General features: G+C 69.8%; 21 protein-coding genes. 7 read left to right on the top strand and 14 right to left on the bottom strand.

All coding sequences use genetic code 11. The features are described 5' to 3' along the window. The first annotated feature begins 2 nt into the window (after window positions 1-2). Complete coding sequence (locus DKM19_RS10540) at window positions 3-956, top strand: zinc-binding alcohol dehydrogenase family protein (RefSeq protein WP_110695539.1); 954 nt, start codon at window positions 3-5, stop codon at window positions 954-956. Between the two features lie 139 nt (window positions 957-1,095). Here DKM19_RS10540 and DKM19_RS10535 read toward each other — a convergent pair whose 3' ends face one another. Further along, entirely contained in the window at window positions 1,096-2,085 is a 990-nt protein-coding gene (locus DKM19_RS10535) for a YafY family protein (protein ID WP_110705627.1), read from the bottom strand. A gap of 92 nt (window positions 2,086-2,177) precedes the next feature. On the opposite strand from DKM19_RS10535, the gene DKM19_RS10530 reads away from it, so the two are divergent. Together DKM19_RS10530 and DKM19_RS10525 are read left to right on the top strand one after the other, a co-directional pair. Beyond that, the gene (locus tag DKM19_RS10530; RefSeq protein WP_110695538.1) at window positions 2,178-2,576 is read left to right on the top strand and encodes a VOC family protein; all 399 of its coding nucleotides are present in this window, start codon (window positions 2,178-2,180) and stop codon (window positions 2,574-2,576) included. Continuing rightward, window positions 2,573-2,776 carry a hypothetical protein gene (locus DKM19_RS10525; RefSeq protein ID WP_110695537.1) on the top strand — a complete coding sequence of 68 codons (204 nt, stop codon included), beginning with the start codon at window positions 2,573-2,575 and terminating at the stop codon, window positions 2,774-2,776. The genes DKM19_RS10530 and DKM19_RS10525 overlap by 4 nt, the downstream gene beginning before the upstream one ends. A 111-nt stretch (window positions 2,777-2,887) precedes the next feature. Here the strand turns inward: DKM19_RS10525 and DKM19_RS10520 are convergent, their stop codons facing one another. The 8 genes from DKM19_RS10520 to DKM19_RS10485 form a co-directional block, all read right to left on the bottom strand. Continuing rightward, window positions 2,888-3,697, bottom strand: a complete 810-nt coding sequence (locus DKM19_RS10520; RefSeq protein WP_110695536.1) for an IclR family transcriptional regulator C-terminal domain-containing protein — start codon at window positions 3,695-3,697, stop codon at window positions 2,888-2,890. A gap of 347 nt (window positions 3,698-4,044) precedes the next feature. After that, entirely contained in the window at window positions 4,045-4,284 is a 240-nt protein-coding gene (locus tag DKM19_RS10515; protein ID WP_089205259.1) for an SPW repeat protein, read from the bottom strand. Further along, window positions 4,281-4,673, bottom strand: coding sequence for a hypothetical protein (locus DKM19_RS10510; RefSeq protein WP_110695535.1), 393 nt, complete (start codon window positions 4,671-4,673; stop codon window positions 4,281-4,283). Before DKM19_RS10510 ends, DKM19_RS10515 begins: the two co-directional genes overlap by 4 nt. Further along, complete coding sequence (locus DKM19_RS10505; RefSeq protein ID WP_162641412.1) at window positions 4,670-6,364, bottom strand: MDR family MFS transporter; 1,695 nt, start codon at window positions 6,362-6,364, stop codon at window positions 4,670-4,672. Before DKM19_RS10505 ends, DKM19_RS10510 begins: the two co-directional genes overlap by 4 nt. A 112-nt stretch (window positions 6,365-6,476) precedes the next feature. After that, window positions 6,477-9,380 (bottom strand): BTAD domain-containing putative transcriptional regulator, encoded by a 2,904-nt coding sequence (locus tag DKM19_RS10500; RefSeq protein ID WP_162641411.1) that lies wholly within the window; start codon window positions 9,378-9,380, stop codon window positions 6,477-6,479. A 425-nt stretch (window positions 9,381-9,805) separates the two neighbouring features. Continuing rightward, window positions 9,806-9,994, bottom strand: coding sequence for a hypothetical protein (locus DKM19_RS10495; protein WP_110695532.1), 189 nt, complete (start codon window positions 9,992-9,994; stop codon window positions 9,806-9,808). Window positions 9,995-10,380: 386 nt separating this feature from the next. Next, window positions 10,381-10,884, bottom strand: a complete 504-nt coding sequence (locus DKM19_RS10490) for a GNAT family N-acetyltransferase (RefSeq protein ID WP_110695531.1) — start codon at window positions 10,882-10,884, stop codon at window positions 10,381-10,383. A gap of 127 nt (window positions 10,885-11,011) precedes the next feature. Beyond that, window positions 11,012-12,382: a serine/threonine-protein kinase gene (locus DKM19_RS10485; RefSeq protein ID WP_110695530.1), complete on the bottom strand. Its 1,371-nt coding sequence runs from the start codon at window positions 12,380-12,382 to the stop codon at window positions 11,012-11,014. A gap of 236 nt (window positions 12,383-12,618) precedes the next feature. Here DKM19_RS10485 and DKM19_RS10480 point away from each other — a divergent pair, with 236 nt between their 5' ends. Then, window positions 12,619-13,479, top strand: a complete 861-nt coding sequence (locus DKM19_RS10480) for a hypothetical protein (RefSeq protein ID WP_162641409.1) — start codon at window positions 12,619-12,621, stop codon at window positions 13,477-13,479. Window positions 13,480-13,647: 168 nt separating this feature from the next. Here DKM19_RS10480 and DKM19_RS10475 read toward each other — a convergent pair whose 3' ends face one another. Further along, window positions 13,648-14,097, bottom strand: coding sequence for a MarR family winged helix-turn-helix transcriptional regulator (locus DKM19_RS10475; protein ID WP_110695528.1), 450 nt, complete (start codon window positions 14,095-14,097; stop codon window positions 13,648-13,650). A gap of 110 nt (window positions 14,098-14,207) precedes the next feature. Here DKM19_RS10475 and DKM19_RS10470 point away from each other — a divergent pair, with 110 nt between their 5' ends. After that, window positions 14,208-15,134, top strand: a complete 927-nt coding sequence (locus DKM19_RS10470) for an LLM class flavin-dependent oxidoreductase (protein ID WP_110695527.1) — start codon at window positions 14,208-14,210, stop codon at window positions 15,132-15,134. Window positions 15,135-15,224: 90 nt separating this feature from the next. Here DKM19_RS10470 and DKM19_RS10465 read toward each other — a convergent pair whose 3' ends face one another. Further along, window positions 15,225-16,034 (bottom strand): DUF4184 family protein, encoded by an 810-nt coding sequence (locus DKM19_RS10465; RefSeq protein ID WP_110695526.1) that lies wholly within the window; start codon window positions 16,032-16,034, stop codon window positions 15,225-15,227. 159 nt (window positions 16,035-16,193) lie between these two features. Between DKM19_RS10465 and DKM19_RS10460 the strand changes: the two genes are divergently transcribed. Continuing rightward, window positions 16,194-16,760 carry a hypothetical protein gene (locus DKM19_RS10460; protein ID WP_110695525.1) on the top strand — a complete coding sequence of 189 codons (567 nt, stop codon included), beginning with the start codon at window positions 16,194-16,196 and terminating at the stop codon, window positions 16,758-16,760. Window positions 16,761-17,071: 311 nt separating this feature from the next. On the opposite strand, the gene DKM19_RS10455 is transcribed toward DKM19_RS10460, so the two are convergent. From DKM19_RS10455 to DKM19_RS10445, 3 genes are all read right to left on the bottom strand, one after another. Further along, window positions 17,072-17,935, bottom strand: coding sequence for a hypothetical protein (locus DKM19_RS10455; protein ID WP_204358744.1), 864 nt, complete (start codon window positions 17,933-17,935; stop codon window positions 17,072-17,074). 551 nt (window positions 17,936-18,486) lie between these two features. Continuing rightward, window positions 18,487-19,239, bottom strand: coding sequence for an alpha/beta fold hydrolase (locus DKM19_RS10450; protein WP_110695523.1), 753 nt, complete (start codon window positions 19,237-19,239; stop codon window positions 18,487-18,489). 225 nt (window positions 19,240-19,464) lie between these two features. Further along, complete coding sequence (locus tag DKM19_RS10445) at window positions 19,465-20,550, bottom strand: DUF5937 family protein (protein ID WP_110695522.1); 1,086 nt, start codon at window positions 20,548-20,550, stop codon at window positions 19,465-19,467. Between the two features lie 100 nt (window positions 20,551-20,650). On the opposite strand from DKM19_RS10445, the gene DKM19_RS10440 reads away from it, so the two are divergent. Beyond that, window positions 20,651-21,892, top strand: coding sequence for an MFS transporter (locus DKM19_RS10440; protein ID WP_110695521.1), 1,242 nt, complete (start codon window positions 20,651-20,653; stop codon window positions 21,890-21,892). The last annotated feature ends 251 nt before the right edge of the window (window positions 21,893-22,143 follow it).

The following is a 22,143-nucleotide window of genomic DNA, read 5'->3' as shown; positions in this document are numbered from 1 at the left end:
CCGTGCGCGCCGCGGAGATCCAGAGCCCCGGCCGGCCGCCGTCGGTGGTCGACCGGGACGCGCCCGTCCCCCTGCCCGGCGAGACGCTGGTCGAGGTCCGCGCCGCCCCCATCACCCCGCTGGACCTGCTCTGCGCGAGTGGCACATCCTACTTCGGCCTGCCGCGGACCCCGTACGTGCCGGGCGTCCAGGGCGTCGGGACCGTCGGGGGTAGAGCGGTGTGGTTCCCGACCTCGGCCGGGATGGCCCCGGGTGACGGGAGCATGTCCGAGATCGCCTCGATCCCGGTGAAGGACCTCGTCGAGCTTCCCGACGGCGCCGACCCGGCCGCCGTCGCCGCGCTCGGGCTCTCCGCCGTCGCCGCCCACATGGCGCTGACCTGGCGCGGTGAGCTCGTCGCCGGCGAGCAGGTCCTGGTGCTCGGCGCCGGTGGAGTGGTCGGGCAGGCGGCCGTCCAGCTGGCCCGCATCGCCGGCGCCCGCAGGGTCGTGGCGGGCGCGCGCTCACCGGCCGCGCGGGAGCGTGCGAAACGGGCCGGCGCGGATGCCGTCGTCGCGCTCGACACCGATGACGTCGCCGAGCTGGCGGCGCGCTTCGCCGCCGTCGCCGACGGGCCGGTCGACCTGGTGCTCGACCCGCTCTTCGGCCCACCGGCCGCGGCGGCCGCCCGCACCCTGCGGACGGGCGGCAGGCTGGTCAACCTCGGCAGCTCCGCCGCCGAGACCTGCCCCATCGACTCCTCCACGCTCCGCAGCAGATCGCTGCGGCTGCTCGGCTACACCAACAACGAGCTGAGCCCCGAACAGCGCGCCGCGGCGATCACCCTGATCGCCGAGCAGGCCGTGCTCGGACGGCTGGCCGTCGCCCACGAGATCGCCCCGCTCGGCGACGCCGAGTCGGCGTGGCTGCGCCAGGCCGACGGCAGCGCGACGGGCCGGATCATCCTGACCTTCTGACCGGCGACCTCACTGCCGACGCAACTTCGTGACGGACCGAGTCGTCCTGACCTTCTGACCGATGACCTCGCCGCCGACCTGGCGGCGCCAGGTCGGCGGCCTTCTGGTTGTGCCATCTCATGACATCGGCTCCTCGCCGTCAGGCTTGGCGGGCGCGGGACGCGAGGCGATCGGCGAGCGCGATGACGAGGTCGCGCAGCTCATCGGGGCGCTCTACGACGAACGGCCGGTCGAGTGAGGCGAGTGCCGGAGGCAACCAGTCGAGCCGCTCCGCCCGTAGCTCGACGCGCAGCCAGCGCTCGGTCGCCCGGTCCTCGTCTGCCGCGGGCTCGTGCTCCTCCAGGCTCGCGACGCCGGCGGGAAGGTGAGCGCGGATCTGCTCAACGGTCCCGTGGATCCGCAAGGTCACCTCATGCCGATACTCAGCCGTGGCGAACCCTGACAACACGCGCTGTGCCGGACCGGGACCCACGGGCGCCTCGAATGAGCCGGGCAAGGTCCTCGCGTCCGCGATGCGATCGAGCCGGAAGGTTCGGTCCTCGCCGATCCGGGCGTCCGTGCCCGTGACGTACCACCGGCCCGAATGGGCGACGATCCCGTACGCGTGCAGCGTGCGTTCGCTGCGCCGGCCGTCGCGGTCGGTGTATCTGATCGAGACCGGTCGGCGGTGGCGCACCGCGTCGGCGATGGTGAGCAGGACCCCTGCGTCCGGGGTGGCGAGCTCACCGGGCTGATCCGTGAAGGCGAGAGATTCCAGGAGCGTGTCGAGCCGGTGGGCGACGTGCTTGGGCAGCACTCGCCGGATCTTGGCCGATGCCGTCTCGCTCGCCGCGTGATCCGCCGTCATCAACCCTGCTCGGCGGCCGGCGACCAAGCCGAGCAGCACGGCCAGCGCCTCGTCGTCGCTGAGCATGAGCGGAGGCAGACGGTACCCGGGGGCGAGCCGGTATCCGCCGTAGCGGCCGCGCACCGACTCCACGGGCACGTCAAGGTCGATCAGATGGTCCACATATCGCCGCACGGTGCGCCCTTCGACGCCGAGCCGGTCGGCGAGTTCGGCCATCGTCCGAGTGCCGCCCGACTGCAGCAGCTCCAGGAGCGTCAGCACGCGGCCGGTGGGTCGAGGCATGTTCACAGCCTAATGCGAATACTGGACCGATTCTGTCCACTATTTCTCCTAGCCTGCGGAGTGCAGCGACTCCGTCAACCAAGGAGAACACCATGGACTTCGTCTCGATCCGCATCATCGCCGGCGACGTCGCGCGCCTCGTCGAGTTCTACGAGCGAGCCACGGGGGTGCGGGCGACGTGGGCCACCGAGGACTTCGCCGAACTCAAGACCGCGGGCGCCACCCTCGCGATCGCCGGCACCCGCACCGTCCCGCTGTTCGCCCCGGGCTCCGCCCGCCCGGCGGACAACCACAGCGTGATCATCGAGTTCCTCGTCGACGACGTGGACCGCGTGCACCAGAACCTGACCGGCTTCGTCACCGACTTCGTCAACGAGCCCACCACGATGCCCTGGGGCAACCGGTCGCTGCTGTTCCGCGACCCCGACGGCAACCTCGTCAACTTCTTCACCCCCGTCACCCCGGCGGCCATCGAGAAGTTCGAACGTTGACGCCGAGCACAGCCGCCTGCGCCTCCAAACGCGCTGGTCCCGACATCGGGAAGATCGGTCGTTCCGCGCTCGACGAGCATTCCCGGCTCGCCTGCACCGAGGCCCTGGATGACGGGAGAGCCGTGATCGCGGTCGCCTTCCGGCACCGGGCCGTGGCGTTCTTCCCGACCACGGCATCACCCCGATCCGCCGCGTCCTGACAGACAACGGTGCCGGCTGCCGCGTCACCTCGGACCAGCCGCCAAAACCGCTCGGCACCTGCTCTCAGCAGCTGACCATGGAGGACGTCGTGGAACCGACGTCCTGAGACATCACATCTGGTCGGTGACCTCGCTGTGTGGCCTGGACTGCCAGAGCGCCCACTCGGCCGAGATGTCCCCGGCCGTGCGCAGGAGCCGGGGCAGGTGTTCGTCGACGAGGGTGTCGAGGCTGGTCTCCGCGGCGTGGACGGTGACGTTCATCGCCGCGCGTACGGCTCCGGTCCCGTCACGGACCGGAACGGCGACGGAGCGTACGCCCGGCGCGAGCTCCTCGTCCGCCAGCGCCCAGCCCCGGGCGCGGATCGAGAGGAGCTCCTTCTCGACCTCCTCCCGGGTGCGCGGCGTGAACTCGGGAAGACGGGACCGGCTGGGCTGGGCCAGCACGCTCTTGAGGACGTCCGTGTCCAGGGCGGCCAGGAGCACCTTGCCCTGCGAGGTCTGCAACGCCGGGAACCGGGTGCCGATCTCCACCCGGAGCGCGATGATCTTCGGCACCGAGACCCGGGCGACGTAGACGATGTCCGACCCGTCGAGCTGCGCCATGGAAGAGGACTCGCCGGTGCTCCTGACCAGCTGTTCCATGTGCGGGCGCGCGATGTCCCACAGGCCGAGCGAGCTCACGAAGGCGACGCCCAGGCTCAGCACACGCGGGGTGAGCGTGAACTGGCTGCCGTGGGAGCGGACGTAACCGAGCTCTTCCAGGGTGAGCAGCAGCCGCCGGGCCGTCGGCCTGGCCAGGTTGACCGCGGCGGCCACCTCGCTGAGGCTCATCTGGGGCCGATCCGCGTCGAAGCACCCCAGCACGTCGAGCCCGCGAGCCAGCGCCTCGACGAAGTCCGGACCTTCTCCGCGTCCCGCCATCTTCAGGTGTCCCCCGTGTTCCAGGTCGCGGCCATGTGACCGAAATACTGCAGCCAAGCCTATGGGAAAGCGGAAAGAAACCCTGACAGCACCGTTTCCGCTCTGCGTACACATGTTCGTCCGGCTTGATCAACCGCCGCGTGGTCGATCCGTTGTGCGTGCACACGCCCGCCCGGCTCGATCGAACGCTCGTGGTCGCCTCACCGTACGCGCGCACGTTCGCCCGGCTCGATCGAAGTTCGCCGTGCGTACGCGCGTTCGTCCGAACCGATCGGCCGCTCCGCGGTCACTAGCGAAGTTCGCCGTGTGTACGCGCGTTCGACCGAAGCCGATCGGCCGCTCCGCGGTCACTGGGGAACGGACGGCCCGGCACCCCTGGCGTACAGGTCGGCGATGTGGCCCGCGAGCGCGGTGAAGAAGCCCGCGAAGCCGAGCAGCGTGAGCAGGGCGCCGGCGATCACGTCGTTGCGCGTCGCCGCCGTCCAGGTCGTGCCGTCCGGTTGCTGACCGGTCACGAACGGCGCGGCGACCAGCCAGATCCCGGTCGCGAAGAGCAGGCCGATGCCGATGATTCCCAGTCTGCTCATCGTCGCTCCTCGGTGGTTCCGCCGGTCTTCCGGGCCGCGTACTCCAGCTGATCGGCCGCCAGCGCGGTGACCAGGGGCTTGAGCAGGCTGTGCAGGTCTTCGATCGTCGGCTCGGTCGCGGCGGGGACCGGCGGCTCCTCCGGCATGCCCGGCTGCGGGACGGGACGCTCGGGGAGAAGCCCGTCGTCGCGGAGCCGGGCTCGCCAGGCCCGCACCCACACCACGATGGTGACCAGGGAGAGCGCGCACACTCCCGCCCCCGTCCACAGGTCGACGTCCGACGCGGTGCCGCCGGACGGGTAGTCCAGCGCGTACGGCGCGAGCAGCAGCCACGTCCCGACACCCAGAGCGGCGGTCGCGGTGATCAGACCGGCCAGATAACGCGTCATTTCCTCTCCTTTTCCGTCAATGCTGCGAGGAGGATCTGTCCGGCCAGCGGTCTGAGAACCTGACGGGAGGCCACGCGGGCGCGAGTGACGTCGTCACCGGCCTGATCGGCGGGGGCAAGCCGGGCGGCGGCCTCGACCAGCCGCGGTGATCCACCCTGTTCGAGCCGGTCGGCGAGCCAGCTGAGGGCGACGCCGGTCACCGCGAGGGTCACCGCGCTCGGCCGCGTGGACCCGCCCCCGCGCAGCGGTATCTCCTTCAGGAACAGCGCGAGCAGCAGGCTGGCGACCGCGAACGGTATCGCCCACAGGTATACGGCCTGGACCGCCGCAGTGAACGCCTCCAGCAGCTGCCGCAGTTGCGCGGCGGGAAGCTGTCCGAGAAGGACGGGATCGAGCTGTACGGCCTGCGCCGGCAGACCGGCGTCGCTCAGTTGCTCCTCCAGGGCGCGGATCTGGATCGTGCCGAACAGCGCGGTCCCCAGCGAGCCACCGAGCGTGCGGAAGAAGGCGATCGCGCTGGACGCGCTGCCGATGTCGCCGGGCCGTACCGCGTTCTGGGTCGCCACCAGCGGCACCTGCATGAAGCCGCCCACCCCGAGGCCGACCACGACGGTGAAGGCCAGGAGCACGGCCGTGGAGGTGTCGACCTCGACGAGGCTGAGCAGGTAGAGGCCGCCGGCCAGGATCGCCGCGCCCAGCACGGATATCGCCCTGTACCGGCCCGTCCTGGAGATCAGCCATCCGCTCACCATGGAGGCGGCGATCACCCCGCCGGTCAGCGGGACGAGGGCGAGCCCGGATTCGGTGGCCGTGTCGCCGCGGACGATCTGGAAGTAGGCGGGCAGGTAGACGATGGCGCCGAAGAGCGCGACCCCCGACAGCAGCGACAGCCCCGCGCTGACCGCGACCACGGGATGGCCGATGACCCGGGGCGGCAGGATCGGTTCGGACGCCCTGCGCTGCCAGGCGGCGAAGGCCACGGTCAGGCAGACGCCCACGCCCGCGAGCCCGATGATCTGCCAGGAGGACCAGTCGTACGTCCGGCCGCCCCACACCGTGACCATCAGGATGCAGCACACCGCGGCGGTCAGGAGGACGGCCCCGAGATAGTCGATGCTGTGCTGCACCCTCCTGCCGGGCAGGTGGAGCGTGGCCGCGACCACGGCGAGGGCGACCGCCCCGAGCGGGAGGTTGATCCAGAAGATCCAGCGCCAGGTGGCGTGGTCGGTGAAGAAGCCGCCGACCAGCGGCCCGGCGACGCTGGCCAGGCCGAACACGCCGCCGAAGAGCCCCTGGTAGCGCCCCCGGTCGCGGGGCGGGACGACATCGGCGATGATCGCCATCGCGAGCGCCATGAGCCCGCCGCCGCCCAGTCCCTGAACACCCCGGAAGACGATCAGCTGAACCATGTTCTGGGCGAGACCGCACAGAACGGAGCCGATCAGGAAGATGACGATCGCGCTCTGGAAGATCCGCTTGCGGCCGTACAGGTCGGAGAGCTTGCCGTACAGCGGGGTCCCGGCCGTCGAGGCGAGAAGGTAGGACGTGACCACCCAGGAGAGCTGGTCCAGCCCGCCGAGCTCCTGCGCGATCGTGGGCAGCGCGGTGGCCACGATCATCTGGTCCAGGGCGGCGAGCAGCATGGCGAGCATGAGTCCGGCCATCACGAGCCGGATCTGCGCGCGAGTCAACAACGACAACCCCCGCTTCGGTCACTATTTGTAGCGATGACCTTACGCAGAGAGTCGGTTCGACGCATGGAGAATCAACATATCTTCCGCCATACGGCTCTGACCATGGGTTTCACGGAAGAGCGAGCTGTCCGACGTCCTCCCGCTCGGCGCCTTGGCGCGGCGCCCCACCCTGGTTCGGCAGGCTCCGCACGTCGTCGGCCTTGAGCAGGATCCGTACGTCGTCGGCCTCCGGCAGGTTCCGCCGCGCGAAAACCTCTAGTGCCTCGACCAGGCACGCCTCCGCCCGGGCCGGCTGGCCGAGCCGGGCGAGCGCCTGCCCGAGTGCGACGAGCGCCTTGCCCCGAACCCATTCGTCGCCCGCCTTCGCCATGATGGCCAGCGAATCCTCGGCGCAGTCGACGGCACGGTCGGGCCGCTCCACGACGAGGTAGGTCTCGGCCATCCGCAGCAGGGTCGCCCCCTCCCGGACGCGCTGCTTGAGCCGCCGGTACTCCCCTCGCGTCTCCAGGAGCCGGGAGAGCGCCTCCTCCGGGCGTCCGGCCTCGCGCAGCACGATGGCCGACTGGTACATGACGTCGGGATCCACCATGCCGCCCAGCTCATGCGTGATGCGGTTGGCCCGTTCCGCGGCTTCCACCGCCTCGTCGATCTTGCCTTCCGACGCGAGCACGAGCGCCATGTTGCCCAGGCCCATGGGCTCCAGCCAGCGATCGTCGAGCGAGCGCCAGACCTCGATCGCCTCGCGGTACATCGCGATCGCCTCGGTCTTCGACCGCTGGCTGGAGACGGCCATGGCCAGCAGGTTGAGACTCCTCGCGTACGTCGCCCGGTCGCCCTCGGCCAGGCTGAGGTCACGTGCGACGGCGCCGTCCTCGATCGCCGCCTCGGCGAACCTGCGGCCCATCCGGAACTCGCCGCGCAGGCAACGCGCGTGTGCCTCGGCACCGCGTTCCCCCCGAGCCGCCGCCGCCTCGATGAGCGCCTCCACCGTCCGCTCGTAACGCTCGGGAGCCGCATCGGTCTCCAGCACGTCGGACGCCATGTCGAGCAGCCGTACCGCGTCGAGAAGCGCGCTGCCCGGCGTCTGGGCGACCTGGTGAACGCAGCTGAGCACCCCCCGTTCCTCGTCCTCCGCCCAGCCGACCGCGGCCTCCCTGTCCGCGAAGGACGGCCCGGTACGGATCGCCTCGCCCGAGTCGCGCACTGGGACTCCCGGGTTGGTCAGGTGAAAGACCCCCGTCATCCCGGCGAGGTAGAAGTCGAGCAACCGGGCGAGCACGGCCCGCCGTTCAGCCTCGTCGTCCAGCCGCGACCGGGCGAAGATCTTGAGCAGGTCGTGGTAGCGGTAGCGGCCGGGAGAGGGCGACTCGAGCATGCTCACGTCCACCAGTGCCTCGCAGGCCTCCTCCGCCTCCGACTCGTCCAGATCGAGAACGGCCGCCGCCGCCGCCAGCGAGAGGTCGGGTGTGTCGGAGATCGCCAGCAGCCGGAACGCCGAGGCGTGTGCCGCGTCGAGCTGGTCATAACCGAGGGCGAACGTCGCCTCGACGGCCAGGTCTCCCACGCGCAGCTCCGCCAGCCGCCGGCGCTCGTCGGCCATCCGGTCTCGCATCCTGGCCACGCTCCAGGCGGGCCGCACCGCCAGCCGCGAGGCCACGATCCTGATCGCCAGGGGCAGATGCCCGCACGCCCCGATCAGATCCCCCGCCGCCTCGCGCTCGGCGGCCACCCGCGACTCCCCCACCACCTTGGCCATCAGCGCCATCGCCTCGTCGTGGTCCATCACGCCCAGGTCGACCTGCCGTGCGCCGGACAGCCCGACCATCTTCACGCGGCTCGTCGCCAGCACCGCACACCCGGCGGCACCCGGCAGCAGCGGCCGTACCTGCGCCGCGTTCGCGGCGTTGTCCAGCACCACGAGCATCCGCCGGTCCGCCAGCGCGGAACGGTACAGGGCCGACTGTTCGCTCAGTTCCGCCGAATCGGCCGAGGCGTCCACCCCGAGAGAACGCAGAAAGGAACCGAGCACGGTCTCCGGTGACAGGGGCCGCGCGCTCGTCCCCTGGAGGTTCACGAAGAACTGGCCGTCGGGATAGTGCGGCGCGAGCCGGTGCGCCAGGTGGACGGCCAGGGTGGTCTTGCCCATGCCGCCCGCACCCGACAGCGCCGAGATCATCAGCGCCGAGGCGTTTCCCGACCTCAGCGCCCCCACCATCGCCTCGATCTCGGCCTCTCTCCCGGTGAAGTCCGCCGCGTCGGCGGGGAGTTGCCGGGGCACCTGCCTCACGGCCGGTTTCGCGGTCTGGTTCGCGCCGAGGGCGGGATCGGCCGTGATGATCCTCTGATAGAGCTCCGCCAGCTCGGGAGAGGGGTCGATGCCGAGCTCCTCGGCGAGCAGCTTCCGGGTGTCGGTGAACACTCCTATCGCCTCGGCCTGTCTTCCCGAACGATACAGAGCCAGCATCAGCAGGCCGGAGAGCCGCTCCCTGGCCGGATGCTCCCCGCAGAGCGCGGTCAGCTCGGCGATGGCCTCGGTGTGCCTGCCCTCCTCGACGTCCTGGGTGAGCCTGCGCTCCAGCACGGCGAGTCGCCGTTCTTCAAGGTTCGTTCGCTGGGACCAGACGTAGGGTCCCTCCATCCCGGCGAGCGGCTCTCCCCGCCAGAGTGCCAGCGCCTCGCCGTACCTTCCCTCGCGGGACAACTCCTCCATGGTGACCAGGTCGCAGACTCCGCCCGCGAGGGCGTACCCGTTTCCGATGGAGACGACCGTTTTCGCGCCCAGGACGGAGCGCAGTCGCGAGATGTAGGTCCGCAACGTGCTCACGGCGGTGCGCGGAGGGTCGTCGGCCCAGACGGCGTCGAGCAGGTGGTCCTGGCCGACCGCTCTGCCCTCGGCCAGAAGAAGTACGGCGAGGACCAGCCGTTGCTGGGGCGAGCCGATCTCCACCTCGTCGCCGTCCCGCCAAGCGCGTACCGGTCCCAGTATCGAGAACCGGAGTCCATGGTCACTCATCCGACAGCGCGCTCTTCCGTTCGTCCTCGGCCGGTCCCATGGCGACGCCGCTCCCTCTCTCCGAGGCGCCGTTCCGCGAGCTCGGAGGGATTTCATTTCGCTGCGCCACGACGTGCCGGCTCATCATGGTTCAGCATCGTATGGCAGGTATTGTCATTCGGTTTCAGCCGCCGGTGTCCTTGGGACCGGGCTCGGGTGATCACCGAACGCGAGTGAGCCATGTAGGGCCATGCGACCAGCTCTGACCTGCATAGATGCTCTCTACATGAGCCGGCGTCGGTCATTGAACATCAGCGGTCAACGTCGCCGTATGCCGGTGCACGGGCCGGCAGGATCCCAAGGTTCCGCGCACAACGACAGAAGCGGTGTTGTGAACTCCTCCGTGCTCCGTGCTCCGTGCTCCGTGCTCCGTCCGGAGCCGGTGCCTACAACCTGTCCACCCGGCGCAGGAACCCGCGTGCGTCCAGGAAGTCGGAGAGCGACCGGCGGTGTTCCTCGCAGGCCGTCCAGATCTTCTCCCGATCGGGCGTGTGGATCTTGGGGTTGTTCCAGACCACGGCGTACACCGCCGTCGCCTGGCAACCCTTCGCCGAGCAGACCACCGGCTCACTCATCCGCGGCGTACCTCCGCCCGCGAGATCCCGGCCCGGCGACGGCGATGCCCGTCTTCGGCCCGCATCTCCTCTGGAGCCCCCGGCTGAGGCGTCGACTCATCCATGGAGCCCAGCCTGTCATGTCGCCGCGGGTCCGAAGACGGCGGCGCTCGTGTTTCACCCGGTCGATGCGCTCGCCCACGTCATCGCCGAAACCGCGTGGCGGAGCGATCGCTCCAGATCATCGCTGAAGCCGCGTTTCGACGCGAGATCGCTCCTTTGAACACGCCCCCACCCGAATCGATCCTCACGTGCCGCAAGAAACCTGGTGGCACGAGAACATTGACCGGGTCCCCCCGTGGCCGGCCGTCCCCGAAACAACCCGGTCAAGGCTCGGAGACACTCCGCTAGATCAATGCACCGAGCATGCGAACCATCAGCCACTCGCGGAGGCCGGGATCATTGGGATGCGGCTGGGACTCGTTCGTGGCCTCGAAGCCCAGACGCTTGTACAGACGCGCGGCACCGTCGTTCCCGTCCACAACCCACAGCTCGATCTTGTGATAGCCCTGCTCAGCGGCCCATCCCACGACCTCTTCGACGAGCAGGGCTCCGACTCCGGTGCCCCGCGCGACCGGGTCGACCCACATGCTGTAGACCTCGACCGCCCCGCCCCTGCTTTCGGGCACCCAGCCACCGGCGACTCCGACCACCCTGCCCTCGACGAGGGCGATCGCCTTCACCCCGCGCTCCGGCTGCATCCAGTCGCGCCACCGTGCCTCGTCGTAGGCCTGTTCCCGTTCGAGCGACGAGGCGAAGGCCTCCGGTGCGTCGGCCAACGCCACGAGCCTGACATCTCGGAAGATCTCCCAGTCCTCGGGTGTCAGACGACGAACCTCTGCCGGACCCATATGACGCTCCCTCTTCTCAACCACCTGAAATCCGTACGCTATGGCCTGCCATCCCGCCCGGTCACCCGATTTACCTCCGGCGACCACCTGCCCGCCGTACCGGCGTCACCATCGCACCCGAACACGGCTAGTTCTTGTTGCCGTTTCCGTTCCCCTGACCGTTGCCGTTCCCCTGGCCGTTTCCGTGCTGGATCGGCTTCTGTTTGACGGGCTTGGGTTCCTTGGGTTTCTTCGCGGGGCCTCTGGGAGTGCCGGGCTCCTGGGGTTCGGCACGGGGCGGATCGGGGAGGGGGCCGGACTGCCTGCGGCGCTGAGGAGTGTGAGTGGGCGTGGGAGTGGGGGTGGGGTGGCCGTCGGTCACCGGTTTCACGTGGGGGGTGGGGGTGGTCCGGAGCACCGCGATGGGGGCGGTACCGGAGGGAACGGCCCGCTCCGGTCGGCCGGGCTCATCGCTCCGCCATTCGGCGGTGACGGTGGTGACAACAAAAACGCCGACGACCAGGGCCGCGGCGCCGGCTGACAGGCGCCGATGCTTGGTGATCCGCTGACGTATCGACGGTGACCGGGGGCCGTCCTCGGAGCGATCGGCGATGTTCTGGACAACAGTCGGCGCCTCGATCCACGCGGTGGAGAGCGACGCCGCGATGCCGTCCGGTCCTTCGTCCCAGAGGGCGGCCACGTTCCGCAGTTGCTCCTGGACGCGGACGGCGTCGGTACGCCGAGCGGGATCCTTGTCGAGCAGGCCGGTGATGACAGGCGCCAGGGAGCCGGCGTGCCGGAACGGTTCGGGGGCGGCCGTCAGCACGGCGGCGAGGGTGGCCAGTACGGTGCCGCGAGCGAACGGGACGCTGCCTTCCACGGCCGTGTACAGGGTGGCCCCCAAGGACCACAGGTCGCTTTCGGCGCTCGAAGCGGCGCCGTTGGCACGCTCGGGAGCCATGTAGGCGGGCGTGCCGACGACTATTCCCGCCGTGGTGAGGCAGGGGTCCTCATCGACGGTGCTGGTGGCCAGCCCGAAGTCGGTCAGGATCGCGTGCCCGTCCTCGGTGAGCAGGATGTTGGCGGGTTTGACGTCACGGTGCATGACGCCGGCCGCGTGGGCGGCCTCCAGCGCCGACAGCACCTCCAACCCGATGCGTGTGACGGCGGGAACGGGCAGACGTCCTTCCTCGGCGATCGCCTCGGCGAGGCTGCGTGACCTGATGAGCTGCAACACGATCCACGGACGGCCGTCGGCCTGCACCACGTCGTACACCGCGGCGATGTTGGGATGGCTCAGCCGTGCGGCGAGGCGCGCCTCCCTCATCGTGCGTCCCAGCAGGACCTCGCGCTCCTGCCCGACCAGGTGATCGGGGATCGCGACCTCCTTGACCGCGACCTCACGATCGAGGAACTCGTCATGGGCACGCCATACCGTCGCCATGTTGCCCCGGCCCAGCCCAGCCACAAGGCGGTACCGTCCGGCCAGCAGCCACCCTTCGTACCGCGGAGAAGACATGGGCCAGGTCTACCCGACGATCAAGCCCATATGTCAACGCACGGGCGGCAGAGCCCCGAGTCTCCACATAGGTGCTATCACGTCTGACCCGATCACTCCAGGAAGAAGTACCAGGCCACAGCTGGTAAAAGGGCACAGCGCGACGCGAGGCCGAGGGTGATGGTGTGGGAAGTCAGGGAGCGTGCTCCCCAAGATCGGGGAGGTACCCACGAACCCACCGTTCAGGGAGGGCTGCATTGCCCGTATTACCCAGCACCACAAGGCGCGCCTGGGCCGCCACCGTGTCACTCGTCATCGCGCTGTCCGCCGCCATCATGACGGTGCCGGCCAGCGCGTCGTCGGCCGACATCTCCGGCTACCAGGTCAAGTACGCCACCAGTGACAGCAACTCCAACGACAAAGGCGCCGAGGTCACCTGCACCGGGGGCACGCGCGTGCTCGGTACGGGAGCCGAAATCATCGGCGCGAGTGGAGCTGTCGTCATCGACGAGGTGATACCGACCACGTACACCGTCAGCGCGTACGGGGTCGAGACCGAGGAGGGCACCTCGGCCTCCTGGTCGATCCGCGTGCGGGCCGTCTGCGGCGACCCGGACGAATCGACCACGATCCTCTCCCGGGTCTCCCCGCTCAACGGGATGATCCCCGTGTCCGTCACCTGCGACCCCGGCGAGTTCCTGCTCGGCACCGGGTACCAACTGGAAGGAGCCCGAGGTACGGCAAGCCTCGACTACCTCATCCCGCAGCTGAACATGGTCTACGCGCACGCGGTGAACAGGTATCCGGCGACATACACCGATTGGACCCTCCGGGTGTTCGCGATCTGCGCCGAAGACCCGCCGGCGGGACTGTGGCTCTACTCCGAGACCAGCCAGAGCACCTCGTCCAACAAGCCGATCGAGGTCGCCTGCGGCGCCGCCGGTGACAGGCAGGTGGTCCTGGGGACCGGATTCTCCATCGGCAACGGCCACGGCGAGGTCACCCTCGACTACTTCATCCCGACCAGCGACGAGGTCCTGGTCCGGGCGTCCGAAATGGAGCCGATCGGCCATTACTGGACCGTCACGGCGTACGCGATCTGCGCCTGGGAGCAGTAACGGCGCACGATGAACGTCTTCCCGGGCAGGCGCCCCTGCCCACGACAGCGAAACGGCCAGGCGGCCTGCGTACAGGTCGCCCGGCTCTCCCATCCGCGTGCCGGGCGTAATCTGCACAGCCCTCACTGCCCGAACCCTGAACGATGGTCGGGGCGTTGCTCCCGGTTGTCAGTCAAGACTCTTCGGGGCCGTGACGAGAGTCTGCAGGGCATGGACCAATTGGTCTGCGTCCGAGGGGGAAAGTGGGGCGAGAAACCGATGTTCCATCTCCTTGCGGGCCTGCTCGGCCTGGCGCAGGCAGTCCTGGCCCGTTGATGTCAGCTGCACGGTGTTCTTGCGCCGGTCCTGGGCGCTGCGGTGGCGCTCGACGAGGCCCTTGGCCTCCAGGGTGTCGATGAGCGCCACCATCGTCGTGCGGTCGATGCCAAGCCTGCCTGCCGCCTCCAGTTGGGACAGCGGGTACTGCGTGGCGAGTACGGCCAGGACCGCCAGTTCGCGGCCGTCGATACCGAACGGCGCGAGCGCGAGCGTGGACGCCTCGGTCAGCCGCAGGTACGCGTGTTTGAGCAGATAGCCCAGGCGGGAGGTGAGGACCTCTGAGGGTGGATCATCTGTCATGGCCGTACTCTATCCCACCCGCTGATAGTCAGCACTACTGACGATCCTCTATGGTGACGATAAAGCCGCCTTCGATGGCGGTACGTCGAGCCGAAGGACGCACACACGTGATGAGCAACCAACACCGGGACCGGGTGACGTTCGGCATCAAGACCACCCCGATGCGCGCCACCTACGAGGAGATCTCCCGCGTATGGCAGGAGGCCGACGCCCTGCCGGCGATTGCCGACGCATGGCTGTGGGATCACCTCATGCCTGTCGCCGGCCCCAGGAACGGCCAGATCCTCGAAGGGTGGACCCTGCTGAGCGCCCTGGCCGCACAGACCCGGCGTCTGCGGCTGGGTCTCCTGGTGACCAGCAACCGGATCCGTGAGCCCGCAGTCCTGGGCAAGATCGCCACCACAGTGGACGTGATCTCCCAGGGCCGCCTGATCATGGGACTCGGCGTGGGCGGCACCCATCAGCCATCCGACGCCGGGGGCGTCGCAGGCGAGAACCCCGCCATCGCGGAGTACGACGCCTACGGCCTGACCCTGGTCTCCCCAGCCGAGGGCATCGCCCGCCTTGCCGAGACCATCACCATCCTCAAGAACATGTGGACGAAAGATGTCTTCGACTTTCACGGGCGCCACTACACCCTCAAGGCCAACCAGAACGAGCCCAAGCCCGTCCAGCGACCGGGCCCGCCACTGCTGATCGGCGGCTGGGGCACCAAAACCCTGCGCCTGGTCGCCGAGCAGGCGGACATCTGGAACATCCCCGGCCCGCCGCACAACACCCTCGACTACATCGCCGAACGCAGCCGCGTCCTGGACGCCCACTGCGCCGCCATCGGCCGGGACCGGCAGACGATCACACGCTCCGTGCAGTACATCGTCTCCTACGACGACCCGGCCGGTGACCGGAAGGCGATCCTGGATCTCATCGACGCCGGCATGACACACATCGTGCTGAGCCTGCGAAGCCCCTACCCCTCACAGGTCGCGCATTGGCTCGTCGACGAGATCATCACACCCGTGCGAGCCCTATGCCGCTGAAGGCCACCACTCCTGCCCGGTGACCGAATCGATCGCGGCGACCCGTTCCCACCTCTCCGACGGGCCTTTCCCCGATACCGAGGGGGACCTTCAAACACTGATGTCCGAGGACCCGTCCCGGACACCGGCCTCACTCGTCTCGGCGTGAACCGGCTGATGCGCACCCGGCCGGGAGCGCATCGCCGGCCACAGGTGCCACGCGACCGTGTAACAGGCCAGAACGGCGCCGCACCCGCCTATCCCGCCCAGGATCACGCAGCGCACCAGGTCGTACAGACTCACCGCGGCACGGTCGCTGCTTCCCAGCATGACCGCACCGACACCCGCGGCGCCCACGCCGATGGCCAGGACCCACCCGCGAAGAAGTCCTGTCACGCCGGGCCATCGCCCCGGCCGTACGGCGGCGCGCCGATACCACAGGGCGAACCAGTAGGCCAAGGCCACGAGCCCGCCCAGCGAGCTGACGTACATCACCACGTTGAACACCCGATGCGCCCCGACGACCGAGACGCGCATCGCCGGCCAGTGCACCACCGCGAAGCCACCTACCTGGGTGAACCCGTCCCACACCAGGTGCGTGGCGGCACCGATCAGCAGGGCGGCCACCACCGCGATCCCACGCCCGGACGGCGCCCGATCGGGCAACCGCGCACGCACCCCCTCCGGGGCCAGCGCCGTCAACGGCCCGCGCAGCAACAGGTGGAACACAACGAGCACCGCGACTCCTACGAGCAGATCCACCGGCAACCCGCCCAGCCAGTCGTGGGTGGTGTTCGAGGAGAAAGGCAGCGGCACGTAGTACGGCAGATCCGGCACCATCGCACCGACCGCCAGCGCCGAGGGAGGCAGCCATCGCCGCAGCGGCAAAATTGCGACGACGTGGCTCAGGGTGAAGGGCACACACCATTATCGACGGACACGATCTTCCCCGCCCCGACCCGGGACCGGGAACCGCATCCATCACGATGCCGACCACAGCCCACCGGAACTCACGCACGACTTCGATACGGTGTCCGCCTGCGCCTTGCCGTTTTTGCACGCCCGGAAGGACTGGCGACGATGCCGATGATGCGGGCGGCGCTGCTCGTGATGGGCGTGGCGGTCGGCATGGTCGCCGGGCCGCTCGTGTCGGCCCAGGGCGGCGTGTCGGGTGATGTGGGCGGCGGCCTCCTGGCGATGGCGGCGTTCTTCGCGATCCCGTGGTCCTGGTCGCGCTGGTCGTACCTGACGAAGCCCGCCGCCGTCGCCGGTGCCGTCGTCGGGTTGGCATTGATTCTGGGCGCGTACTCCGCGGTGCCCGATGTCTACCTCAAGCAGCACGGACAGACGAGCGAGGTCGTGGTGACCGGGCGAACCTGCCAGGAGACCAAGGGCCGCTGCACCTACTGGCTGGCCCTCGCGGCGCCGGATGGGCGAGCCATCTCCGGCCTGATGCGGGAGAGGGAGAAGCGGGTTGTGGGCGACCGATTCACGGCCACCTGGGACTCGACCGGCGTGATCGGCCCGCGACCCGCGGACGTGGCCTCCAGCGGCCCGTTCGGGATGCTGCTCCTGCCGGGCGTCATCGGCTTCCTGGCGGGAACGGTCCTCTTCTCCGTCTTGGGCGACCGCCGCCGGGATCAATGATCGAATGAGTACGGTGATCAACACGTTGGAGGGCGTCGAACGGGCCGCCCAGATGTCCGGAAGTGAGGAGCCGCTGGAGATCGCGGGCAGGTACCTGGCTCGATTGATCACCTCATACAGGCAAGCGGGCCGCGCACAACCTGGACGAGTCCGGCGGCGCTCTCTGCGCCGATCACCATGACCGAACCTTCACGCCTTCGGCCGCCCATGGACGCGAACAGGGTCCGTCTCCGTCTCGACCAACCGCGTGGTGATCGAATGAGACGGACGATGTCCTGCCAGGCCCGGGTGGACACCGGCGCCGTACGTGGTCAGGTCGCGAGTCCGGCCACCGCCGCGTGCAGGGCGAGCAACCCTGGCACGGACTCCGGTGGGCGCCGGCCGAAGCCGCACTCCGTCGCCACCCCGAACGCGTCGGCGGCGGTCAGCGCGGCGTCGATACGCCGCCGCGCGCCGTCTTCGCCGTCCGTCGCGTGGACGAGCCCCAAGTAGAGCTCCGTACGGGCAGGCAGTCGCAGGTCGCGCAGGGGGGCGAAGTAGGCGGGGTCCGTCCGGCCGATCGGGACGGGCAGGTGGATCCACGCGAGCGGGTGGGTGAGTCCGTCGGCCAGCGCGTTCGCGACGGCCACGAGACGTCCGGTGTCCTTCGGTTCGACAAAATGGCGGTGTCCGCTGTCGCCGTAACAGAGGTGGTAGCCGACCTCGACGTCGGCGGGAACCGCATCGCCCAAGCGGATCAGCCGATCGAGGATTCCCTGCTCGAGGTCGGGGATCCAGCTGGGGAAAACGCCCTCGAGCATGCCGAACTCGACCGCGGTGTCCCACTGGATGGAGAGCCGGTCGTGCGGAACGGCGTCGGTTATCAGCTCCAGTTCGCGGAGCATGGCCGCCTCGTAGACCGGTTCGACCGCGGCCTGGACACTGGCGTCGAAGTGAAGCCGGATGGGAGCCATCGGCGTCGGGAGACTCACCTGGAAGCGAGCGTCGGGCAGCACTCCGGCGGCCTGCAGTCGCTGGAAGACCTCCCACGACGCGCGCGCCGCCTCCGCGTAACCGAGAGCGCCGAAGCGCAGGGCGGCGGGGTCGACCCCGTCACGCAGCCGGAACTTCGGGGTCCGGCTGTATTCGCCTTCCTCCACCCCGCCCGTGATCAGGCCGGGGGTCTTTTCGAACACCGCCCTCTGCCAGAACGTCCAGTTGGACCGAACACCGGTCTCGCCGTCCGGGACACGCCGGAAGTGGCTCCCGAGCTGAGCGGCAACGGTGCGGAAGACCTCCTCCGCATCACCCAGAGGGACACTACCGACGAGGTGCACACCATTAATCGACATTTAACCCAAATTAGCTGATAACGGGCAAGCCTGGTTAGGGTTGATCATGGGTGCCTTCCACCCCCCTTCATCGGCTGCTTCGGGAGGCCGGCGACACGCCGGCAGGTGGGGTGGAGATCCTTTTGGCGCGGGCTTCCTCGACCGAATGGAAACCTTCCGTGCTCCACGGCGAGAAGGCCGTGCTCGGCGATGACTGGAACGAGGGGGCGAGGAGTACCGGTGGTGGGAATACCGGCACCCCGCCGGCCCCGAACCAGCAGAGATCGAACCGACCCGTACTATCCGCGCGGATCGAGGACGAGCTTAAGGGGTTCGGGCACGTGACGGGTGATCGTCGCGCCCGTCCTGACGCCGCTCCTCGCGGCGATCGGCGGGCTCGACCTGGCCGGGACCGTTCAGTGCTGGGCGACCTGTTCGGCGAATGCCTGTGGATTGTCCAGCATGATGTTGTGGCCGGCGTCGGGGACGGTCACGACCCGCACCCCGGAGGCCTCCAGCTCCGATCGTCCGGCGAGCGGCTGCGACAGCGCCCCGACCAGGAACGTCCGCGGAATCCGCAGGTTCGTCAGCAGCTCCCGGGTGGTCGGGCCGGCACCGGCGCGCAGACCGAACGCACTGCGGTGCAGCGCCGTGGGATCGGCGAGGCGCATGGTCGCGGCCCACGACGGCCCCACCTGATCCAGGATCCGGTCCATCCCGCCGGCGGCGAACTCGGCCTCGGTGAAACTGGTGATGCCGACGCTGCCGGGCGCGGGTGGAGGCACCGGGTCGAGGGTGGCTTCGGCCAGAATCAGCCGGGACACCAGATCCGGTCGTCGAACGGCCAGCGCGATCGTGACGGCACCGCCCATGCTGTGACCGATGACCTCGGCGTCACCGACACCGGCGCCGTCCATCGCCCGGGCAAGCGCGTCGGCGTGGTCGTCGAGCCGATAGCCGAACTCCGCCGGACGGTCACTGAGCCCGAAGCCCAGCAGGTCCATCATCAAGGTCCGCCGGCCCGCCAGGAGCGGCAAGGTCATCGCCTGGGTGAAGTATGCCGCCGCCTGCGCCCCAGCCCCGTGGACGCAGACCCGGGCCGGTCCGGTACCGGCGATCTCCACCCAGCGAATCCGGGAGCCGTCCGCCAGCACCTGTGCGTCACGCATGTGTCTCCGCCCCTCCTTGAATACGTCGGCCTCAAGAACCGCGACAGTACCGCCGTGGCAAGCCCGTCCGTGTCGGCGCCTCGCACCACCGCCGTCGCAGATCCCGTTGAGGGCGTGGTTGATCGCGAGAACATCGTCTGTCCGAGATGTACATCCCGCACACACCGCTCCTGTTCTTCCACGAAGCAGGCGGCGGTCGCCCGCGTTCTGGCAGACCGAAGCCGTTCAGCGCAGTACGGCCGCCAGCAGGTCGGCGCCCAGCACCGTCAGATCGGGCAGATTGAGGGTGTAACGGATGTAACGACCGTGCCGCCGGCCTGTGAGCAGGCCCGCTCGGCGCAGGACGGCGAGGTGGCGGGAGACCTCCGGGGGCGAGAGTCCCCAGGCGTGGGCCAGCTCGCCGGTGGTGTGCGGGCCGCGGGCCAAGGTGCGCAGCAGCCGCAGCCGTACCGGATGTGCGAGTGCCTCCAGCCGGAGGGTGACCGTTTCCAGCGACACCGGCTCCGACGGACTCGGCTCGGCCACGGGGTACTGCACCACCGGCTGCCATCCAGGCGCGTGGACCACCACCAGGTGCGGGCGGCCGAAGTCACTGGGGATGAAGGTGACCCCGGTGCTGTGGGCGGCGGTCGCGTTGTCCTGCAGCTTGTCCACGACGATGCAGTCGCCGTCCGGTGCCAGGGTGACCGCGCCGGAGACCGAGGCGAGTGCCGCCCTGATGCCCTGGCGCTTCAGCAGGTCGTTCTTCAGACGCAGGTCGGTGGCCAGTCGCACGGCGACGCCTGTCCAGGCGGCGTCGAAGAACGCCTCGGCGCACTGTTCGAGGGTGTCGCGCACCCGTGCCCGCACTGCGCCCGGGTCCGCGAGCAGCCGCTCCGCGAACGCCTCCTGGAGCGCGCCGCGGGCCTGGGCCAGTTCCAGGGCCCGCTCGCGCGCGGTTGCGTCGGCGAGCGGCGACGGCGCAGCGAAGAGGACCCGGTTGCTGCCGCACGTGGTGATGAGCGCGGCGGTCACATAGGTCTCGTCGTCGATCCGGTCCACATCGTCCAGCTCTTCGGCGAGGGTCTGCCGAGGCCGGGCGGGGACCAGGAAGTCGGCTCGTGAGGAACGCCAGAGGAACTCCGCCTCCCGCAACCGCTCGGCCAGCTCCGGCGGCAGCCCGGCCCAGACGTCCCCGGCCCAGCCGGCCAGCCGCGGGTGATGCCCGGGTTCGGCCAGGACGTGCAACATCGCGGTCAGCTCGGCCAGCGGGGAGGCGGCGAACCGCAGCCGCTCGGCCGGTAGCCCGGTGATGTCGATGCGCAGCGTCATGCCCCCATCATCGCTGGTCGGACGGCCGGCGACGGCGTCGGTTGACGATGTCCGTCAACCGACGTGCCCCATCCGGCAGCCCGGCACGACCGTTGGCGCCATGGCAACCACCACCGGAATCCGTCCCCGCGCCCTCCTCCGAGCCTCCGGAGGCCCCCGCTATGCCGTCGCCCTGGCCGTGGACGCGCTCGGCACCGGCCTGCTGCGGCCCTTTCTGCTGCTCTACGGGGTGACGGTGCTCAGGCTGTCCGCTCCGGTCACCGGCACCGCCATGACAGCCGGCGCCGTCGCGGGTCTCGTGTGCATGCCCGCGGTGGGCCGATGGCTGGACCGGGGCGCACGCAGCACGGTCGTGGCGGCGTCGATGCTGGTACGGGTGCTGGGCGTGGCGCTGCTGCTGGCCACCCCGACGGGGAACGTCTGGCTGTTCGCGACAGCGGCGCTCTTCCTCGGCATCGGCAACCAGGCATGGCCGGCCGCCCACGCCGCCCTCGTGGCCACGGTCGCCCACGGCCGGGAACGCGACGCCGCCCTCGCAGGGGGCCGCGCCCTGCGCAACGCCGGCCTGGGCGCCGGTGCGCTCCTCGCCACCGCATGCCTGGCGGGAGGCACCACCGCATTGCAGGCACTGGCAGCCGTCACCGGGCTCGCCTACCTCGCCGCGGCGGCCTTGGCGTGGTCGGTCCACGTGCACGCTCATCCGGCCGCTGCCGCGGCCAGGGACAGGGACGACGAGCCCGCACCCCGGATGCGCGCGCTGCTGGCCGCCAACGTGATCTACGCCTTCTGCCTCAACATCTTCGAAGTCGCGCTCCCTCTGGTCCTGGTGACGCAGATGCACGCCTCCCCGGTGTGGTCGGCGGCCATCTTCGTGACCAACACGGTGCTGGTGGTCACCCTGCAGGTTCCGGTCACCGTCCTGATGTCCCGCTTTCCCCGCCGGTCCGCGCTGGCAATCGCCGGTGTGGTGCTCACCGCGTCCTACCTCGGCTTCCTCGCGGCCACCTCCCTGGGACGCGGCTGGGGTGCCCCGGCTGTCGCCGCGGTGTCCGTGGTCTGCACCCTCGGCGAGATCATCTATGCGGGCAGCGCCACCGCGCTCGTCACCGCCCTCGCCCCGGCGCATGTCCTGGGACGCACCCTCACCCGCTTCCAGCTATCCACGGGCTTCGGCCTCGCCGCCTCCCCAGCGGTCATCACCGCTCTCGCACCCCACGGCCCGGCCGCCCTCTGGGGCAGCCTCGCCGCTGCGACGCTCCTCTCCGCCTCCGCCGTCGCCACCGAGAAGGGTCAAGGAACGCGGCTCGGCGATTGCTACCGCCGGGCGCGAGCAGGCTCGTAGGCTCGGCGCTCGCCTCTGGCGACGGTTCGAAGCAGCGGCGGACGTTCTCCGGCTTCTTGTGTCGGGACTTCACCATCAGCATCGATCAGGGACGTGCGTGCGAGGGGCGGGAAAGGTTCAGGGCCGTCAGACCCGTTGGTCTGACGGCCCTGGTCGACCCTTTTCGTGGTCAGGCCTTGTTGAAAGGTGCTCTTGGCCTGGAGGTAGGAGAGGGCGGCGGTGCCGGCGCACCAGGCGATGGCGGTGGCGGC

Origin of the sequence: Streptosporangium sp. 'caverna' (assembly GCF_003203775.1) — a bacterium.
GTDB lineage: Bacteria > Actinomycetota > Actinomycetes > Streptosporangiales > Streptosporangiaceae > Streptosporangium > Streptosporangium subroseum.
This window is presented reverse-complemented; position numbering and strand designations above follow the sequence as displayed.

Bases quoted from the DNA above. Each gene is read 5' to 3' on its own strand.
- DKM19_RS10535 (WP_110705627.1), bottom strand. From the start codon at position 2,085: ATGCCTCGACCCACCGGCCGCGTGCTGACGCTCCTGGAGCTGCTGCAG.
- DKM19_RS10530 (WP_110695538.1), top strand. From the start codon at position 2,178: ATGGACTTCGTCTCGATCCGCATCATCGCCGGCGACGTCGCGCGCCTC.
- DKM19_RS10520 (WP_110695536.1), bottom strand. From the start codon at position 3,697: ATGGCGGGACGCGGAGAAGGTCCGGACTTCGTCGAGGCGCTGGCTCGC.
- DKM19_RS10515 (WP_089205259.1), bottom strand. From the start codon at position 4,284: ATGAGCAGACTGGGAATCATCGGCATCGGCCTGCTCTTCGCGACCGGG.
- DKM19_RS10510 (WP_110695535.1), bottom strand. From the start codon at position 4,673: ATGACGCGTTATCTGGCCGGTCTGATCACCGCGACCGCCGCTCTGGGT.
- DKM19_RS10500 (WP_162641411.1), bottom strand. From the start codon at position 9,380: ATGAGTGACCATGGACTCCGGTTCTCGATACTGGGACCGGTACGCGCT.
- DKM19_RS10495 (WP_110695532.1), bottom strand. From the start codon at position 9,994: ATGAGTGAGCCGGTGGTCTGCTCGGCGAAGGGTTGCCAGGCGACGGCG.
- DKM19_RS10490 (WP_110695531.1), bottom strand. From the start codon at position 10,884: ATGGGTCCGGCAGAGGTTCGTCGTCTGACACCCGAGGACTGGGAGATC.
- DKM19_RS10485 (WP_110695530.1), bottom strand. From the start codon at position 12,382: ATGTCTTCTCCGCGGTACGAAGGGTGGCTGCTGGCCGGACGGTACCGC.
- DKM19_RS10475 (WP_110695528.1), bottom strand. From the start codon at position 14,097: ATGACAGATGATCCACCCTCAGAGGTCCTCACCTCCCGCCTGGGCTAT.
- DKM19_RS10470 (WP_110695527.1), top strand. From the start codon at position 14,208: ATGAGCAACCAACACCGGGACCGGGTGACGTTCGGCATCAAGACCACC.
- DKM19_RS10460 (WP_110695525.1), top strand. From the start codon at position 16,194: ATGCCGATGATGCGGGCGGCGCTGCTCGTGATGGGCGTGGCGGTCGGC.
- DKM19_RS10450 (WP_110695523.1), bottom strand. From the start codon at position 19,239: ATGCGTGACGCACAGGTGCTGGCGGACGGCTCCCGGATTCGCTGGGTG.
- DKM19_RS10445 (WP_110695522.1), bottom strand. From the start codon at position 20,550: ATGACGCTGCGCATCGACATCACCGGGCTACCGGCCGAGCGGCTGCGG.
- DKM19_RS10440 (WP_110695521.1), top strand. From the start codon at position 20,651: ATGGCAACCACCACCGGAATCCGTCCCCGCGCCCTCCTCCGAGCCTCC.